Source organism: Fimbriimonadaceae bacterium (assembly GCA_019638795.1).
In the GTDB taxonomy this organism is placed as follows: domain Bacteria; phylum Armatimonadota; class Fimbriimonadia; order Fimbriimonadales; family Fimbriimonadaceae; genus JAHBTB01.
Map to the genome: position 1 here is coordinate 76,673 of JAHBTB010000009.1, position 16,789 is coordinate 93,461.

Annotated in this window: 16 protein-coding genes; 4 read left to right on the forward strand and 12 right to left on the reverse strand. The window is 64.1% G+C overall.

What is annotated here, in order from left to right; translation table 11 throughout:
- The first annotated feature begins 3 nt into the window (after window positions 1–3).
- Window positions 4–1,050 (forward strand): M42 family metallopeptidase, encoded by a 1,047-nt coding sequence (locus KF857_10955; protein MBX3112518.1) that lies wholly within the window; start codon window positions 4–6, stop codon window positions 1,048–1,050.
- Window positions 1,051–1,060: 10 nt separating this feature from the next.
- On the opposite strand, the gene KF857_10960 is transcribed toward KF857_10955, so the two are convergent.
- The 5 genes from KF857_10960 to KF857_10980 all read right to left on the reverse strand — a co-directional run bounded on the left by KF857_10960 (window position 1,061) and on the right by KF857_10980 (window position 5,028).
- Entirely contained in the window at window positions 1,061–2,128 is a 1,068-nt protein-coding gene (locus KF857_10960; protein ID MBX3112519.1) for a hypothetical protein, read from the reverse strand.
- A gap of 2 nt (window positions 2,129–2,130) precedes the next feature.
- A complete protein-coding gene (gene lpxA / locus KF857_10965) occupies window positions 2,131–2,928 on the reverse strand; it encodes an acyl-ACP--UDP-N-acetylglucosamine O-acyltransferase (GenBank protein ID MBX3112520.1) in 798 nt (265 codons plus the stop codon).
- Complete coding sequence (gene fabZ / locus KF857_10970) at window positions 2,925–3,359, reverse strand: 3-hydroxyacyl-ACP dehydratase FabZ (GenBank protein ID MBX3112521.1); 435 nt, start codon at window positions 3,357–3,359, stop codon at window positions 2,925–2,927. The genes lpxA and fabZ overlap by 4 nt, the downstream gene beginning before the upstream one ends.
- Before the next feature lie 58 nt (window positions 3,360–3,417).
- Window positions 3,418–4,104, reverse strand: a complete 687-nt coding sequence (locus KF857_10975; protein ID MBX3112522.1) for a VTT domain-containing protein — start codon at window positions 4,102–4,104, stop codon at window positions 3,418–3,420.
- Between the two features lie 84 nt (window positions 4,105–4,188).
- On the reverse strand, window positions 4,189–5,028 hold the full coding sequence (locus KF857_10980; protein MBX3112523.1) for a sigma-70 family RNA polymerase sigma factor: 840 nt from the start codon (window positions 5,026–5,028) through the stop codon (window positions 4,189–4,191).
- A gap of 248 nt (window positions 5,029–5,276) precedes the next feature.
- Here KF857_10980 and KF857_10985 point away from each other — a divergent pair, with 248 nt between their 5' ends.
- Window positions 5,277–6,329 carry a stage II sporulation protein M gene (locus KF857_10985; GenBank protein ID MBX3112524.1) on the forward strand — a complete coding sequence of 351 codons (1,053 nt, stop codon included), beginning with the start codon at window positions 5,277–5,279 and terminating at the stop codon, window positions 6,327–6,329.
- On the opposite strand, the gene KF857_10990 is transcribed toward KF857_10985, so the two are convergent.
- From KF857_10990 to KF857_11005, 4 genes are read right to left on the reverse strand one after another with little or no spacing between them, the layout of a single operon-like run.
- Window positions 6,250–7,167 (reverse strand): glycosyltransferase, encoded by a 918-nt coding sequence (locus KF857_10990; GenBank protein MBX3112525.1) that lies wholly within the window; start codon window positions 7,165–7,167, stop codon window positions 6,250–6,252. The genes KF857_10985 and KF857_10990 overlap by 80 nt on opposite strands.
- A 4-nt stretch (window positions 7,168–7,171) precedes the next feature.
- The gene (locus KF857_10995) at window positions 7,172–7,867 is read right to left on the reverse strand and encodes a hypothetical protein (protein ID MBX3112526.1); all 696 of its coding nucleotides are present in this window, start codon (window positions 7,865–7,867) and stop codon (window positions 7,172–7,174) included.
- Window positions 7,867–8,586, reverse strand: coding sequence for a hypothetical protein (locus tag KF857_11000; protein ID MBX3112527.1), 720 nt, complete (start codon window positions 8,584–8,586; stop codon window positions 7,867–7,869). The genes KF857_10995 and KF857_11000 overlap by 1 nt, the downstream gene beginning before the upstream one ends.
- A gap of 7 nt (window positions 8,587–8,593) precedes the next feature.
- A complete protein-coding gene (locus tag KF857_11005; protein MBX3112528.1) occupies window positions 8,594–8,794 on the reverse strand; it encodes a hypothetical protein in 201 nt (66 codons plus the stop codon).
- Window positions 8,795–8,801: 7 nt separating this feature from the next.
- Between KF857_11005 and KF857_11010 the strand changes: the two genes are divergently transcribed.
- Window positions 8,802–9,803, forward strand: coding sequence for a hypothetical protein (locus KF857_11010; protein MBX3112529.1), 1,002 nt, complete (start codon window positions 8,802–8,804; stop codon window positions 9,801–9,803).
- A gap of 6 nt (window positions 9,804–9,809) precedes the next feature.
- On the opposite strand, the gene polA is transcribed toward KF857_11010, so the two are convergent.
- The 3 genes from polA to KF857_11025 form a co-directional block, all read right to left on the reverse strand.
- Complete coding sequence (gene polA, locus KF857_11015) at window positions 9,810–12,398, reverse strand: DNA polymerase I (protein ID MBX3112530.1); 2,589 nt, start codon at window positions 12,396–12,398, stop codon at window positions 9,810–9,812.
- 44 nt (window positions 12,399–12,442) lie between these two features.
- Window positions 12,443–14,527, reverse strand: coding sequence for a DNA gyrase subunit B (locus tag KF857_11020; GenBank protein MBX3112531.1), 2,085 nt, complete (start codon window positions 14,525–14,527; stop codon window positions 12,443–12,445).
- Between the two features lie 101 nt (window positions 14,528–14,628).
- Window positions 14,629–15,396, reverse strand: coding sequence for a PspA/IM30 family protein (locus tag KF857_11025; GenBank protein MBX3112532.1), 768 nt, complete (start codon window positions 15,394–15,396; stop codon window positions 14,629–14,631).
- A 434-nt stretch (window positions 15,397–15,830) separates the two neighbouring features.
- On the opposite strand from KF857_11025, the gene KF857_11030 reads away from it, so the two are divergent.
- A complete protein-coding gene (locus KF857_11030) occupies window positions 15,831–16,766 on the forward strand; it encodes a glycosyltransferase family 1 protein (protein MBX3112533.1) in 936 nt (311 codons plus the stop codon).
- The last annotated feature ends 23 nt before the right edge of the window (window positions 16,767–16,789 follow it).

Genomic DNA, 16,789 nt, shown 5'->3' on the forward strand with positions numbered 1-16,789 from the left:
GCCATGCCGCGGCTCGACGTCTCGACCGACTATCTGCTGAACGTCCTCGAAGACCTTGTCAACACCCCCAGCCCGAGCGGCGACACCGCCTGGGCCGTCCGGTTTGTGCAAAACGAGCTCGACAGCTTCGGCGCGCCTTCGGCGCTTACCCGCAAAGGCGCCCTGACGAGCACGTTGCCCGGGCTCAGCGACGCCCACCCCCGCGCCCTGACGGCCCACATCGACACCCTTGGCGCTATGGTCGCCGAGATCAAGGCCAACGGGCGCCTGCGGCTCACCGCGCTCAACGGCCTGATGTGGCCCACCGTCGAGAGTGAAGGCTGCACCGTCCACGCGCGGGGCGGCACGAACGTGCGTGGCTCGCTCGTCTTGGCCAACGGTGCCGACCACGTCAACAAGGAGGCGCGGACCGCCCCTCGAAACGCCGACACGATGGAGGTCCGGATTGACGAACGCACGAGGAGCAATGAAGAGACCCAGCTGCTTGGCATCTGCGTCGGCGACTTCGTCAGCTTTGACCCCAGGTTTGAGAAGAGTGCCTCGGGGTTTGTCCGTAGCCGGTTCCTTGACGACAAGGCCTGTGTCGCTTGCCTGCTCGCCGCCGTCAAGGCGCTCCATGAGGCCGGCGTCAGTCCAGCCCAGCGCACCCACCTGCTGTTCAGCAACTATGAGGAGGTCGGGCACGGCGGTATGGACGGCCTGCCCGAGGACCTTGCCGAACTTCTCGTGCTGGACATGGCGGTGGTCGGCAGCGGATGCGCGGGCGACGAACACCACTGCTCCATCTGCCTCAAAGATTCCGCCAGCCCCTACAGTCGAGAACTCAGCGACAAGCTCATCGGCATCGCGGCGCGGGAAGGTGTCGAACTGGTGCCGGACGTCTATCCGTACTACGGGTCCGACGGCTCAGCGTACTGGCGTGCGGGAGGCCGGGCCCAAGTCGCCCTGATCGGGCCGGGCGTTGACACAAGCCACGGCTACGAGCGCACCCACACGGACGCCCTGAAGGACACCGCGACGATGATCGCGGAATACCTGCTGGAGGAGTGACCGGGCCCCTTCAGCCAAATCGCTCGACAAGAAGAGCCGCGGTCTGGGTGATGGCGTCGTCGGGCCCCAGCAGTTCGTCGATCTCTTCGAACGCCGCGAGCTGGGCCCCGCGGTCAAGGGTCTCGTCGAGCAAGGGCTCCAAGGCCGCGCGGACGGCTTCGGGCGTCGCCTGCCACAGGTACATCTCGGGCACCGCCCGCCGCCCCAGAATGATGTTGGGCAGGCCGATGTGGGCGATCCGGGGGCGACGGACCTGGGCCTCCATCTCCATGAGCCAGTTCCCCCGGTAGACGATCACGCAGGGGCACTTGCACAGGGCCGCCTCCAAGGTCGCCGTGCCGCTGCAGACGACGCCGGCCCGTGACGTCCGCAGGGCCTCGACCGCCCCGGCGACCAAGAGGGCCTCGGGCCACATGCCTCGGACCCACTCCCGGTCGGTCGACGCCGCAAGGCCGACCCGCATCGGGCCGCGTAAGCCCGCGGTCGCGTCGCGGGCCAGGGGCAGGTTTGCCGCCACCTCATGGTGGCGCGAGCCCGGCAACACCGCCACGCCGTCGCGGTCGGTCACCGCCGGGGCGCTGGCGACAAGCTCTTTCAGCGGGTGGCCGAGCCACACCGCGTCGCACCCCTGCCGCTGCAGGATCTCCTGGCTCCATGAGAACTGGGTCACCACAAGGTCAGTGACCGCGCCCAGGTCGCGGCCCTGCCGGTCGCGACGCCAACTGCCGGGTGGCGCGAAGTACGCCACCTTCCAGCCCAGAGCCTTCGCCTTCCGCGCCAGTTTGATGTTGAAGAACCCAAAGTCGATCGGGACAAAGAGACCAGGGGCCCCCGTCGCGAGGGCCCGCTCGGCGGCAAAGAAGCCGCCGATCCCGTTCCACGAGGCGACAAACGCCATCGTGACGCCGATGACTCCCCAACTGGTCGAGTCGGCGACGAGGCGGCACCCGGCCGCCGCCATCCGCTTGCCCCCGACACCTTCGAAGGTCGTGTCGGGCCTCAAGGCGGAAATGCGACTGACTAGGGCGGCGGCATAGGTGTCGCCGCTGGCCTCGCCCGCACTCAGGAACACGCGCATCGCTAGCGCTGGTCGCCGCGCCCGTTCTTGCCAAAGAACAGCCGTTCCTGGAACTCAAGAAGGGATTGGACTTCCGGGGTCATCTTCACCTCGCGGCGGACGATCTCCAGGGCGTGGGTCAGTCCAAGTTGGGATTTGAAGAGGAGCTTGCACGCCTTGTGGAGGGCCAGGCGCGACTCCTGGGTGATGCCGACCCGGCGGAGGCCGACCGCGTTGATGTCATGGACGGTCTGCTCCATGCCCTCGGTGATCATGAACGGCGGGGCGTCGCGGACGATGCGGCTCATGCCGCCGACCATGGCCAGCCGACCGATGCGCACCCACTGGTGGACCCCGGTCATGCCGCCGATGGTGACCATGTCCTCGACGGCGACGTGCCCGCTCAGGCCGACGTTGTTGGCGACGGTCACGTCGTCGCCCATATGGACGTTGTGCCCCAGGTGGACAAAGGCCATCAGATAGCAACGGCTCCCCACCGTCGTCGCGTTACCCTCGCCCGTCGCCCGGTGGATCGTCACGTACTCGCGGATGACGTTGTCGTCACCGAGCCGCAGGAAAGTGGGTTCACCACGAAACTTGCGGTCTTGGGGGTCGCCGCCCACCACCGCGCCCTGGGCGACACGGTTGCGGCAACCCATCGTGGTGCCGCCCTTTACGGTGACATGCGACTCCAGCACGGTGCCTTCACCAATGGTCGCGCCGGACTCCACATGGCAGAACGGGCCCACGACCACCCCGGCGCCGATCTCAGCGCCAGGCTCGACGACAGCCGACGGGTGCACCCGGGGCTGCTCGCTCATTTCGGCAAGAGTTTGAATGTCATCTCCATTTGCGCGGCCAATTCGCCTTCGACCGTGGCGACCGCGCGGATGCGACCAATGCTGCCCTTGATCCACAGGAGTTCGACGTCGGCGACGAGCTGGTCGCCCGGCACGACCTGCCGTTTGAACTTCACGTCGTCGATCGCCCCGATCACCGGGACCATTCCTTTGTACTTTTCATCGAGCAACAAGATCACCGCGCCAGCCTGCGCCATAAATTCGACGATCAAGACGCCCGGCATGATCGGCATCCCGGGATAATGTCCGTCGAAAAACGCCTCGTTGATCGAGACGTTCTTCAGGCCCCTGGCGTTGACGCCAGGGTTTGACTCCAAGATCCGGTCCACCAGCAGCATCGGAAAGCGGTGGGGCAGGATCTCTTTGATCTCGTTGATGTGGAGGGACGCCAATGCGCCCTGATTATGGCCTCAAACCGACCAGGCGACGTGAGCAGAGGGCGTTCCGCTTTTACTCGACTGGATCAGGGGCGAGGTCTTTGGTCTCCGATTTCGCCCGGTGCTTGGCGTCACGACGGAGCTCGAGCCCGATGGAGACGACCATGACCACAAGGAGGCCGAGAAGGATGATCTCGAAGTGCTCTCGCACCCACGGGATGTTGCCAAAGATGTGGCCGGCGCCGACGCACACCCAGACCCAGAGGACGTTGGCGACCATGCTGAGCGGGACGAACGTGCGGAACTGCATGCCCTCCATGCCCGCCACGAACGGGGCCAAGGCGCGGACGATCGGGACAAACCGGCCGATGAGGATCGCCTTTCCGCCATGCCGCTCAAAGAACGCCCTGGTCTTGGCCAGGTTGTCGCGGTGGAAGATCCCCTTGCTTTTCTCGGTGAACAGTTTTTGGCCCAGCAGCCGCCCCAGCTGAAAGTTCAGCATGTCGCCGAGGATGCAGGCGGGAGGGAGGGCGAGGAGCAGGATCCAGACATTGAGCTGCTCCGTCCCGTCGGTGCCGGGTCGGGAGAAGAGCCCGGCGGCAAAGAGGAGGGAGTCACCGGGAAGGAACGGAGTCACGACCAGGCCGGTCTCGACAAACAGGGTGAGCGCCAAGATCCAGTAGATCTGCGTCCCAAACTTCTCGACAAGGTCGCTGAGGTGTTTGTCCAGGTGCAGGGCTAGGTCGAGGAGTTCCTTCATGACCGGAGTCCGATTCTGGCACGCGCGCCAGCGTCTTCCTCGTCAAGACTCCCGGGACCGCGCCGGGGTTGCAGGCCAGGGCCCTTAGGAAGACAGGTATTCGCGCAGGCGGCGGCGCTGGGCGACTTGGCGCAACTTTTTGATCGCCTGGACTTCCAACTGGCGGACCCGCTCCCGGCTGACCTGGAACTCTTCGCTCAGTTCTTCCCGGACTTTGACCGCGTCGGTGTCGCCATAGCGGAGGCGGGCGGTGACGACCTTGCGCTCTCGGTCGTTGAGCTGCTGCATGACCTCATGCAGTTCGTCGACGATCTCCGCGTTGAGCAGCATGGTCTCGGGGCTGTTGCAGTTGTCGTCCTTGATGAGCGAGCCGAGCGTCGTGCCCTCGTTCTCTCCCACCTGGACGTCAAGGCTGACCAGTTCCTGGGAGGCCTGGATCAGCGTCACCAGCCGCTTGGGTGTGATGCCGAGCATCTCCGCCAGGTGCTCAAGGGTCGGCTCATGGCCCATCTCGCGGGTCAACTGCTGACGCGCTTTCTCGACACGACGGAGGGACTGGGAGATGTGCGCAGGCAGGCGGATGGCCTTCGCCTTGCTGTCGATGGCGCGTCCGATCGTCTGGCGGATCCAGTGGGTGGCATAGGTCGAGAACCGGAAGCCCTTCGTCGGGTCAAACCGCTCGATGGCGTACATGAGGCCGATCGCCCCTTCTTGGATCAGGTCTTCGAGGGGGATGGAGCGGCTGTGATAACTCTTGGCGATGTTGATCACCAAGCGCATGTTGCTCTCGACGAGCCGTTCGCGAGAGGCGCGGCACCCGTCCTGGGCCGCGACCGAGAGGGCCTTCTCCTCTTCGGCCGCCAGCAATGGAGCCTGAGTCAACCGGTTCAGGTAGCTCGGTACGCCTTCTTCAGGAACGCTCACGTCGCGGGGCATGGTGCTCGGTTTCAACATTCGGCCTCAGCGCCGGTGGAATGCCGGTGCATTCCTTGGTAGCACGATCCGTGCCAGTCCAGCGCCTTTCCGCCAAGTTGGTGGCCACAGGGTTAGACGCTTATTGGTCAGGAATGGTTCGCTCAGGCTTCATCCCTTGCTACGTCGTCTCGCCGGCCAAGGTTCCGGTGGGCGTGAAACCCCGTTTCCGCCTCAGTCGTGTGACAATAGAGGAGCGGATGTACAACGAAGAAGCCTTCCTGAACAAGCACGTCCCCGACTGGCGTCGGTTGGAGGAGATGTGCGCCCGGGGTTCGGCTTCGACAAGGGCCTTCTCCGGGAACGAACTCGTCGAGTTCGTGCGCCTGTACCGCCAGGCCAGCGGCGACCTCGCCTACCTGATGACCCACTCGAGCAACGCCGAGGTCGTCGTCTACCTAAACAATGTGGTCGGCAAGTCTTACGCGGTGCTCTACCGGACCCCGACGAAGCGGTTTGCCGACGTCGTCCGGTCGAGCCTGCTTGCCGTCGCCCAGACGTTCCGCCGCCGCGTCGCCTTCTTCGCGCTGTCCGTGGCGGTCTTCCTCGTCGGCGCGGGTTACTCCTACACCATGCTGTCGGTCCGCCCTGAGTCCCGCGAATACTTTGTCAGCCCTCTAGAAGAGGAGAACTTCGCCGCGTGGCGTGAGGGCCGCTTCGACCCGCGCACAGCGGGAGAGAGCACGATGATGTCGGGGTTCTACAGTTCGAACAACCCGAGGGTCGCGATCATGACCGTCGGGGTCTCCACCGTCTCGGCGGGCACCCTGACGACCTTCATTTTGTGGCGAACCGGTATCCAAATGGGAGCGCTCAGCCACGACATGGTCGGCGTCGGCCACATCGGGTTCCTCATCTCGTCGATCATGCCCCACGGCGCCAGTGAGCTGACCGGGATGTTCATCGCCGGTGCCGCCGGATATGTCTTGGCGTGGGCCCTCGTCTTTCCCGGCCGGCGGAAGCGGCTCGACGCCGTCCGTGAGGCGGGCAAGGACGCCTTCACCCTTTGCATGACCAGTGTGGCGATGATGTTTATCGCCGCCCCGATCGAAGGCTTTTTCAGTTTCAACCCCGCAGTGCCCCAAGCGGCCAAGGTGGTCTTCGGCCTTGTGGCCCTGTCGGCATGGGGCCTGTTCTTCTTTGGATACGGCCGAAATGCCGACCGCGAAACGGCTAGAGGAGGCGCCGGAACAGGTTCCTCGGCAGGAAGGTCGCGAGGAGCCTTGCCCGGCTCTGCCACCGGCCCGGTCTAAGACGTAGGGACTCCCGATACGCCGCCCGGCCACCCGCCGGGTCGCCGTTCAACGTCCGGACCGTCCCCAGACACGCCCAGTTGTGGGCGGCTGCCGCGGCGAGATCACCGTCAGGGAACCGGCCTCGGTACGTCTCCAGGCGAGGCGCGATCCATTCCCGCAACATCTGGTCGTCGCGCCATATCTTGTCGAGCTTGTGCGACGCGTTCGCGCCGTGGACCCGGTAGTCGGTCAGGCGTCGCGCGACATATCCCACCTGCCACTTCTCCGCGACCCGGTACCACATCTCCCAGTCACCCGAGCCGAAATACGACTCGTTGAACCCTCCCAACTCCTCGAAGCACCGCCGACGCACGAGCGCCGCGCTGGCGATGATCTTGTTGGCGTACACCAGGGCGAGCAGGACGTCGCCGGTCTCGGTGCGGGGGAACTCGAACCCGAGCGGCGACCCCGCGGTCTCGGCGCCCTGCCCGTCGATGAACGCCCCGTCGGTGTGGACAAGGCCCACGTCCGGCCGCTCGTCCATCATCCTTACCTGCTCAGCCAGCTTTTCGGGATGCCAGAGGTCGTCGTCATTGAGCACGGCGACAAACTCTCCCGTCGCGTGCTTCAGCGCCTCGTTGAGCGCGCCGTAAGTCCCCAGGTTCCTCTCGTTGAAGACGCAGTTGACGGGCACGGGACACGAGTCACGGAGCCACTCGCGGGTGCCGTCGGTCGAGCCGTCGTCAACCGCGACGACCTCATAGTCAGTGAACGTCTGGGCGGCGACACCCTCGACCGCGGCGGGCAGGTACGCGATGTGGTTGTAGCAAGTGAGGAGGACGGAGACGCGCGGCATCGGGTCAGGGCAAGCGGACTTCGACGCTCCAGTCGGTCAGGTCAAGGTCGGGGTCGGGACAGTCGCCGCGCGGTTCCAGGGTGCCCTGGTTCGCGTTTGTGAACGTCTGGTTGGCCCGGAGCCGGACAAGGAACGGGCTGTTGATCTGGGTTGTCACCGTCGAGTCGCCCAAAGCGTCCCACAGACGCCCGCCCCCGCTGACGTTCTGGTTGTTCATCGTGAGGAAGTTCACCTGGACGCTCTTGATCGTGTCCACCTGGCCGGCCGGGACAAGCTGGGACAAATCGACCTCAAACGACATGGTCTTGTCGTTGTCCCCCAGGGTCTGGTAGTTGACCGGGGCGCCGACGTAGAACGACTGGTTCAGCGTCGCGTCATTGAACTGCCAGATCTGGTACTGCGGGGACGCCAATGGGTTCCACAGGATGTAGTGGGTGCAACCGCCGGCGACAAAACCGTTGCCACCGGGCTGGACGACGGGGAACGGCCCGTCGGTCGTCGGGTTCTCGTCCGTGTTCAGCTTCAGGGCAACGATGTAGATGTACGGGAGGCCCGACTCACCGGGGCCCAAGCCCGTCCGGAAGTGACCGTCGGTCGTCATGGTGAAGACGAGCCGGGTCGTCCGGCCCGCCGAACTCGACGGGTACTTGGCGCACCCACTCACGACCAAGGCGAGGACAAGGGCGGCGATCCAGCGCATCACGCCTCCGGCACCACGATGAAGAGGATGCGACGGCACTGCTCGCACTGGGCCGGCCGGCCGCTCCTGATCGCGTCAAGGGCCTTCTCGGGGACATGCATCCCGCAGTGTTGGCACCGGTCCTGCGGCGTCACCGTCGCCATCGCGGTGTTGCCTGTCTTGGCCCTGACCGCCTCATAAGTCCGGAGCAGGCCGGGGTCGACCGCTTTCGCCGCATCCGGCCGCTTGGCGGCGGCCTGCTTGTACTCGGCCTCTAGCCGGGCGTGTTCGGCCTTGGCGGCCTCCTGCTTGGCCAACCCCGCCTGCCGAAGTTCGGCGACCTTGGCCTCCGCCTGCTTCACTTTGTCCCGTAAGGGCTTCGCCTGTCCGCGGAGGGCAGTGGCTTTGTCGTCCAGGGTGATGACCAGGCCCGTGAGCATCTCGATCTCCTTTTGGACGTTTTCAACTTCCCGGGAGTTCGTGATCGAACCGTCGTAGAGCTGCTTCTCGTAGCGGGCCAACTTCTCCTCGTCGGCTTTTTGGGCCGTCTCGGTCTCCTCGGTTTCTCGTTGGACCTGGGCCAGTTCATCCTTCACCGGCTTGATCAGGGTCTCCAGGGCCTTGATCTTCGCCGACTCTTCCTTGCCGACGTCCAATGCGGCGGCATGCTGCTTGAGGTCGTACAGCGCGGCGTCGATCAGATGGAGCTTATAGAGCAGATAAAGACCTTCGTCACGCATCGGCCCATTATGGGCGCGGACGGGACCTTGCCGACGGGGCGACTTGGCAGGCGACCAGCCTTTCCCGGTGTTCGCAAAAGACGCACACCGCACGCACGCCGAAGTAATGGGCGGCGTCCACCGCCTGGCCCCAAGTGGCCGGATTGATCTTGCCGTCCTTGCACGTCGAGGCCTCGTGGTCGTACCGGGGGCAGTCACGGCAGTTCATACTAGACTTGGCAATGTTATGGTCGGCGACGCTCCTGCTTGCCGCCTGGGCGCAAGATCCAGGCGTCACCCTGTCCTTTGAAGACGGTGTCTTCACCGTCAAGGGCTCGGCGAGAACCGAACAAGTGTCTACTTTACCAAAGAAAGACGCCTTGGACGTCGAGGAGCAGACGTTCCGCCTGTATCACAAGGACGACATCGTCACCTTTGACAACCGCGGCCTGAGCATCGGCCGTCCGGGCAAGATGCTTTCTTCCAAGTTCACGACGTTCGCCACGAGCAAGCGCCTCTTCTCCGCCAAGGAGATGGCCGAGAACGAGGCGGCGTTCAAGTCGGGCAAGCGGAAGCGGGAAGTCAGCGCCCTGAGCGGATATGTCCTGCAGGGTTCGACACTGTACACGCTGGTGCGGTGGGACGAGCGGGACGGCAAACCTTGGTTCGAGGTCGTCGTGAGCATCGACCTCGACGCGGACGAGCCAGAGTTTGCCTACGCGGGGAGGTTCCGCGGGTTCACCACGGCGACCGGTAAGGTCGGAGACCGACTCTCCTATGTCGGGGGCAAGCTCGTCGCCCTGACCCAGACCCAAGACGGCTTCGGCATCTCGACCCTCGACCCCAAGACCGGTGACTCCCGGTACAAGGCGGTCGGCCCCAAGGTCGGCGACGGACGCCTGGTGCCCGGGTCGACCCATGCCGTCACCATCGACAAGACCCGCTCGGGCTCCTACCGCCTCGGTGTCGTCAACACGGCGACGTGGAGCTACCGCCCGGCGGCCGAGATCCGCGGCAAGATCATGGGACTGCACGCCCCCTGCCTGGTGCAGTACCGCACCCAGCAAGGCCAAATGGTGCTCAACCTGGAATCGGGTGCCGAACTACCGTTGCCCCTGGACTGCAAGATGCAGTCGGTGGACGACGGGCTCCTTGTCTGGGCACCGGCCAAAAAGCCGACCGTCGCGGTGGTCTACGTCCCGGCCACGTTCCGCACCCTTGCCCGCTGGTCCAAGTGAGGCGGACTAGACCGGAGTCATCTGGAGCCAGTCTGGACCGACCTTGGCGTCGACCTCGACGGGCACCGACAGGGGCAGGCAGCCCTCCATCGCCCGGCGGACCGGTCCCATCAACTCCTCACGGTCGTCGGCCATTTCGAAGAGGAGCTCGTCGTGGACCTGGAGAAGCATCCTTGTCGGCGACGGGCCCAAGAGCTTTCTCACGTCCAGCATCGCCAGCTTGATCATGTCCGCCGCCGTGCCCTGTAACGGCGCGTTCATCGCTTGGCGCTCGGCGTACTTGCGCATCTGCTGGTTGCCTGCGTGGATGTCGCTGAAGTACCGCCGCCGGCCGCATGCCGTGACGGTGAAGCCCTTGCTCCGCGCCTCCTCGATGATGCCGTCGGTGTAGGCCTTTACCTTGGGGAAACGCTCGTTGTACTGTTGGATGAGCGCCCGGGCCTCCGCCACCCCGAATCCGACCCCCAATTGGTTCGCCAGACCAAAATCGGTCACGCCATAGAGCACCGCGTAGTTGAGCATCTTGGCCAGGCCTCGCTGGTGTTTGTCCACCGCGTCCTGGCCGACGTTGAACATGAGGGAGGCGGTGACGGTGTGGACGTCGACGCCGGTTTCAAACGCCTGGACCAAAGCTTCGTCGCGGCAGAAGTGGGCCAAGACCCGCAGTTCGATCTGCGAATAGTCGAAGGAGCCAAGGGTCGTGCCAGGTCCGGCGACAAACGCCCGCCGGACCGTCCGGCCCAGCTCAGTCCGGATCGGGATGTTCTGGAGGTTCGGGTCGATGCTGCTCAGCCGGCCCGTCGCCGCGACCGTCTGGTTGTACGTCGTGTGGATGCGCCCGTCCGCCTCGACCATCTTGGGCAGGGCGTCGGCATACGTGCTCTTGAGCTTGGTCAACTCCCGATAGGTAAGGATCTCCCCCGCGACAGGGTACGCCGGGGCAAGCTCCGAAAGAACCTCCGCCCCGGTCGCATAGCCGGTCTTCGTTTTCTTCGGCCCCGGTAGCCCTAGCTTCTCAAAGAGCACTTCGCCGATCTGTTTGGGCGACCCGATGTTGAACTCCGTCCCGGCCAACTCGTAAACCTTGGCCTGAGACTGCTCGATCGCGACCTGGAGTTGCTTGCTGAACTCGCGCAGGTCGTCGGTGTTGACCATGATCCCGGCCTGTTCCATCTCGGCGAGGATGGGGACCAGAGGCAATTCGATCTCCTTCAGTACTTTCGTCTGCCCCTCCAGGTCGACCCGGGCCTCCATCACGGGGACCAAGGCGAGGAGTGACGCGGCCTGGAGTTCAGGGCTGGCAGGAGGGTCCATGTCCAGATAGCCATGGACGAGGTCGCCGAGGTCGTAGTTGCTCCGTCCGCTCTGCAACACGTATGCCGCGAGGGTCGCGTCGAAGCGGGGTGTCGCGAGGGCACCGGCACGCTTGAGCAGAGGCTTCGTCTCGTGGGCGACCAACTGGCCCGGCCGGTCTTCGACCAGCCGCCGGCAGGTCTCCCAGTCCACCACCCTCACGTCTTCTCCGACGGCGACAAAGGCCTCGGGGGGTTCCTCGTCGAACATGGCCGCCTGGGCCGCGCGCGGCGGGGTGACGACGGCGTACGGGTGTCGGCCGACCCATTGGCTGAGCAACATCCAGCTTGCCTTGCCTTCGTGGAGGTTGGCCCTCACCGGCTCCCGCTCCACGCTCGCGACGGTCGGCGCCTCGTCTCCCGCGACCAGGTAGGGGGCCATCACCGCGTCCAGCCGCTTCGCGTGAGTGCGGAACTCCCAGCCCAGCATCGCCGCCTTCGACTCTTCCAGGCTTGCCCGGGTGATCGCGTATGGTGCGAAGTCATATTCGACGGGGGCGTCGCGGACGATCGTCGCCAGCCACTTGCTCTTGAACATCTGGTCGACGTTCGGCGCGATCTTCTTCCAAAACTTCTCCTCGACCTCGTCTTGCCGCCTGACCATCTCCTCGACCGGCCCGAACTTTTGGATCAAGAGCTTCGCACTCTTGTCGCCGATGCCCGGGACGCCCGGGATGTTGTCGCTCGTGTCACCCACCAGGGCCTTGTAGTCGGGAACGAATTCGGGGCCGAACCCATACCGCTCGTACACCTGTTCGGGGCCGTAGACAAGGACGTCGGTGACGCCGCGCCTCGTCGTCATCACCCGGACGCTTTCGTCGACGAGCTGCAGGCTGTCCAGGTCGCCCGTGACGATCGTCGTGTCGTATCCGTTTTCTTCTGCCTTCTTGCTGATCGTGCCGACCACGTCGTCCGCTTCGTAACCGACCAGTTCCACATACGGGATCCGGAGGTCGGCGATCAGCTCGCGGCAGGCTTCGAGCTGGGTGCTGAGTTCGGCCGGGGTCTCTCTCCGCGTCCCCTTGTACTCGGCGTAGTCGGTGTGGCGGAACGTTTTGCCCGGTGCGTCGAGGGCGATGACCAGGGCGTCGGGCTTCTGCTCAAAGATGAGCATGAGCATGGCGGTGAAGCCAAAGAGCGCGTTGGTCGGCCGGCCGTCGGCGGTGCTGAGGTATCCGGTGCCGTAGAAGGCCCGGAACAACAGGCTGTATCCGTCGATGATGACGAGCTTCTTCCGGGCCATGGCGGCGGGCAGGTTACCTGCCGGCCCGCGCCCACCGGGGCGCGTCAATAGTGCCAGTCAATGTCCGTCTTGTTCGCGTGCTTGATGATGAAGTCGCGTCGCGGCTCCACCTTGTCGCCCATCAACCGGCTGAACATCAGCTCGATGTCCGTGTCGAACTCGCGGTCGTACTCCACCCTCACGAGCTTGCGGTTTTCCTGCCGCATCGTCGTCTCTTCAAGCTCTTCGGAGTTCATTTCACCCAGACCTTTGAAGCGGGTGACCGACACGTTTTTCTTCTTCTTCAGGGTCTTCAGCAACTCGTCGCGTTCCTCGATGGTCTGCGCATAGTGCCGCTCGTTGTTGCCGACCTTGATGACAAAAAGGGGCGGCTGGGCCAGATAGACGTACCCCTCGGTGATGAGCGGCTTCATGTATCGGTAGAAGAACGTCAGCAAGAGGGTCCTGATGTGTTCGCCGTCCACATCGGCGTCCGTCATGATGATGACCTTGTGATAGCGGAGCTTCTGGAGGTCGAAGTTCTTGCTCTCACCCTTGCCGTTGCCGTTCCCGTTGGCCTGCAGGTCTTCGTCGGTGACGCGTCCCGCCTCGACCGCGATACCCGCCCCTAAGGCAGCGATGAGCGACTTGATCTCCTCGTTGTCGAGGGCCTTGTCCAGGCGCGCCTTTTCGACGTTCAGGATCTTGCCGCGCAAGGGCAGCAACGCCTGGGTGGCCCGGTCGCGGGCCTGCTTCACCGTACCGCCGGCCGAGTCGCCCTCGACCAGGAAGATCTCGCACTGGGTCGGGTCCTTGCTGACACAGTCGCTGAGCTTGCCGGGAAGGCCGAAGCTGTCCATCGCGCTGCTCCGCTTGACCGCTTCGGCGGCCTTGCGGGCCTCTTCACGCGCCCGCTGGGCGAGCATGGCCTTGTCGACGATCCGCTTGCCGACGCTCGGGTTCTCCTCCAAATACGTGGCCAGGCCGTCACCGACCAGCGAGTTGGTCGCACCCTGGACCTCTGGGGTCACGAGCTTGACCTTGTCCTGGGAGTTGTAGCTGGGGTTGGAGAGCTTGAGCGCGATCACGGCGGTCAGGCCCTCGGCGACGTCGTCCGCGGTCAGGTTCTTGTCCTTCTCTTTCAGGAAGTTCATCTTCCGCGCGTAGGCGTTGATCACGCGGGTCATCGCCTGGCTGAACCCGCTGACGTGGGTGCCCCCGTCCGGCTGGTGGATGTTGTTGCTGTAGGCGAGGATGTTGGTGTGGTAGCCCGTGTTGTACTGGATCGCCACCTCGATCTCCATCCCTTCCCTGACCCGGTGGAAGTAGATCGGCTTGTGGATGGCGTCCTCGGCCTCGTTCATGTCTTCGGCCAACTGCACGATGCCCCGGTCGAACTTGAAGACCTCGTTTTCCTCGGGCTCCAAGTCGCTGGTGATCTCCAGCTGGAGCTTCGGGTTCAGGTAGGCGATCTCTTTCATCCGCCGTTTGATGACGTGGATGTCGTGCTTGGTCTCGGTCAAGACCGTCGCGTCGGGCATCCAGTGTTGGGTGGTGCCGGTGCCCTCGGACGTCCCGACCACCTCGACGTCGGTGACGGGGACGCCCTGTTCAAACCTCTGCCGGTAGAGCTTACCGTCGCGCTTGACCGTCGAGACCATCCAGGCCGAGAGCGCGTTGGTGCAACTGACGCCGACGCCGTGCAGGCCACCGGAGACCTTGTAGCCGCCCCCGTCGCCGAACTTGCCGCCGGCGTGGAGCTTGGTCATGACGATCGTCAGGGCGCTGATGCCCTCGTCAGCGTGGATGTCGACGGGGATGCCGCGGCCGTTGTCCTCGTGACTGACCGACCCGTCCGCGTACATATGGACCTTGATGTTGTCGCAGTACCCGGCCAAGGACTCGTCGACACCGTTGTCGAGGACTTCCCGGAACATTTGGTGGAGGCCTTTCCGACCGTTGTCGCCGACGTACATGCCGGGACGGAGCCGTACGGCCTCAAGACCTTCGAGGACACGAATGTTGCTGGCGTCGTAGGTGCCTTCGACCTTCTGGGCTAGCGTCTCGTCTTCCCCGGCCTCGTGAGACTCGACGTGACTCTCGTTCTCGTTGGCGGGCTGGTTCTCGGCGTCGTCTTTGGGTGCGGACATGGTCGGTAAAGAGGGTTTTTGGGCTCGCAATGAACCCAGATGACACCCCCGATTGTACCTGGGCCGGGCCTACCCGGGCGTCGAGTCCCTACCCGCCTGCGTCAGGCCTGACCGTTACCCTGGCCGAGGCGCTTCTCCAGCGCCTCAAGCTGCTCGTCGACGCTCTGCGTCGCCGCCGGGGTGGTCGCCTGAATGTTCGGGGCGGCCAAGCCGAGCTTTTCTTCGAGCTTGCGCAGTTCTTCGTCGGCGGCGAAGTCCATGGCCTGGTCCTCCATGGCCATCATCTTGCCCTGGACGCTGCCCGCCATCATCTCGGTGCGGGCGGCGGCCTCCGCCTGCTTGTCCTTGATGCGGTCGCGGGCGGCGGCGAAGCTACCCTCGTACTCGTTCTCAAAAGTCAGGCCCTCGAGAGCCTTGCTGATCGACGTCTGGATTTGCGCCTGCTTCCACTGGGCCTTCATCGCCAGGGCTTCGGCGGTCTTGCGGCGGACGTCCTCCTCTTGGCGCTTGATCGCGACCTTGACCGTCTCGACCGTCTCGACCGCCTGGGCCAAGGTGGTCTTCAGGGTCTCGATCGTCTGGTCGTTGTTGGCCTTTTCACGCAGGAACTGCTTGGCCAGTTCGCGGTTGCCCTGGCGGAGGGCCGTGCTCGCCTGCTGCTCCAGTTGGGCGCTCTTGCGGTTAGCCTCGTCAAGCATGCCCTGCAAGCGGTTCTTTTGGGTGATCGCTTGGACGGCCTTCTCACGGTTGCCGATCAGGGCCTGCTGCATGTCGCGACGGGCCTGGTCCAGCATGATGTCTGGGTCTTCCAGGTTGTCCATCGTCTTGTTGAACAACGCCTTCAGCCAGTTGAAAAATCGTTTGAACAAAATCGGCACCCCGAGGACGGTCGAACGATTATACAACTTCGGTCGCTGAGGGTTGCCCCAGGCACCCAACGGGGGGCCGACGGCCCCAAAACAATCCGTCAAGTACACTGGGGCGCACATGGGGCTCCGGGTCGCATACGTGCCTGGCCCCACCGCGGCGTCGAAGGTCCAGGCCCAAACTGACTGACCTGAGTGACCCTCCGCATAAGGTCTTGGACCCTCGTCATATCCTCACTCATGTCCCAGGCGATCCGGTATTCCTGTCGAGACCCTCACGTGCGGTGAAGGCGACAATCAAGTAAAGTCCCATGACTTCAGATATGTCGCTGAGAATCGTCTACTTGTACTCAGGGGCGGGAGAAACCAACGTGCAGCGCCTTGAGGCGCTGAAACGCCTGGGGCATTCGGTCGAGTCAATCGCTTGGAAGCCTTTGATGTCAAGCCATGCGAAGGCAGAACTGTTCCATCGCGAGACTGGGGGCGTCTTCTTTGCCCGCCGCTATGACCAGGCCGTTTGGGAGCAAATCAAGGGCCGGGACTTTGACATCCTCTGGGTCGACCACGGAGAGTTCACGTCACCTTGGCTTCTTCGCCGAGTCCGAGACAAGGGCATGAAATCCGTCCTATTCAATGTCGACGATGGTTTTGGCTGGCGCGACAGGTTGCTTTGGACCACGTTTAAGCGCGCGATCAAGGAGTACGACCTGGTCGCGGTGCGGCGCCAACCAAACGTTGGTGAGGCCCTAGCCCGCGGGGCACGGGACGCCATGTTTGTCTGGCGACCGGCCGACGAAATCGCCCATCGACGGCGTGACTTCACGGAGGAAGAGTTGGCCCCCTATCGGTCTGACGTCTTGTTCTTGGGGACGTGGATGAAGGGTCGGGGCGCGTTTCTCAACGAGCTCATTAGGCTCGGCGTGCCGTTGACGATCGTCGGAGGCAGGTGGAACAAGGCCCCCGAGTTTGAGGACCTCAAACCGTACGTCCGGTCAGGCCACACGAAGTCCGACGACGAGTACGCAAAGTGGGTGCAGGCGGCGAAAATCTGTATCGGTCTCCTGTCACATGGCAACCGCGACCTCCATACGGGTCGCAGCATCGAAGTCCCTATGCTCGGCACCGTGCTTTGTGCTGAACGGACGACCGAGCACTTGGAGCTGTACTGCGAAGGCGTGGAGGCGGTGTTCTGGGACGACGCGGCAGAGTGCGCCCAGAAGTGCAAGGAGTTACTGGCTGATCCCGGACGGTTGGCAGCGATGGCCGACGCGGGACTGCGCCGCGTCTACGAAAACAAGACCCTGAACGAGCCGATCCTTGCAAAGATTCTCGATCGGGCGCTACATGGCGACACCAGCGCCGCGAAGAGGTAGACCGGCCCAGAAGCAGGTCCCTT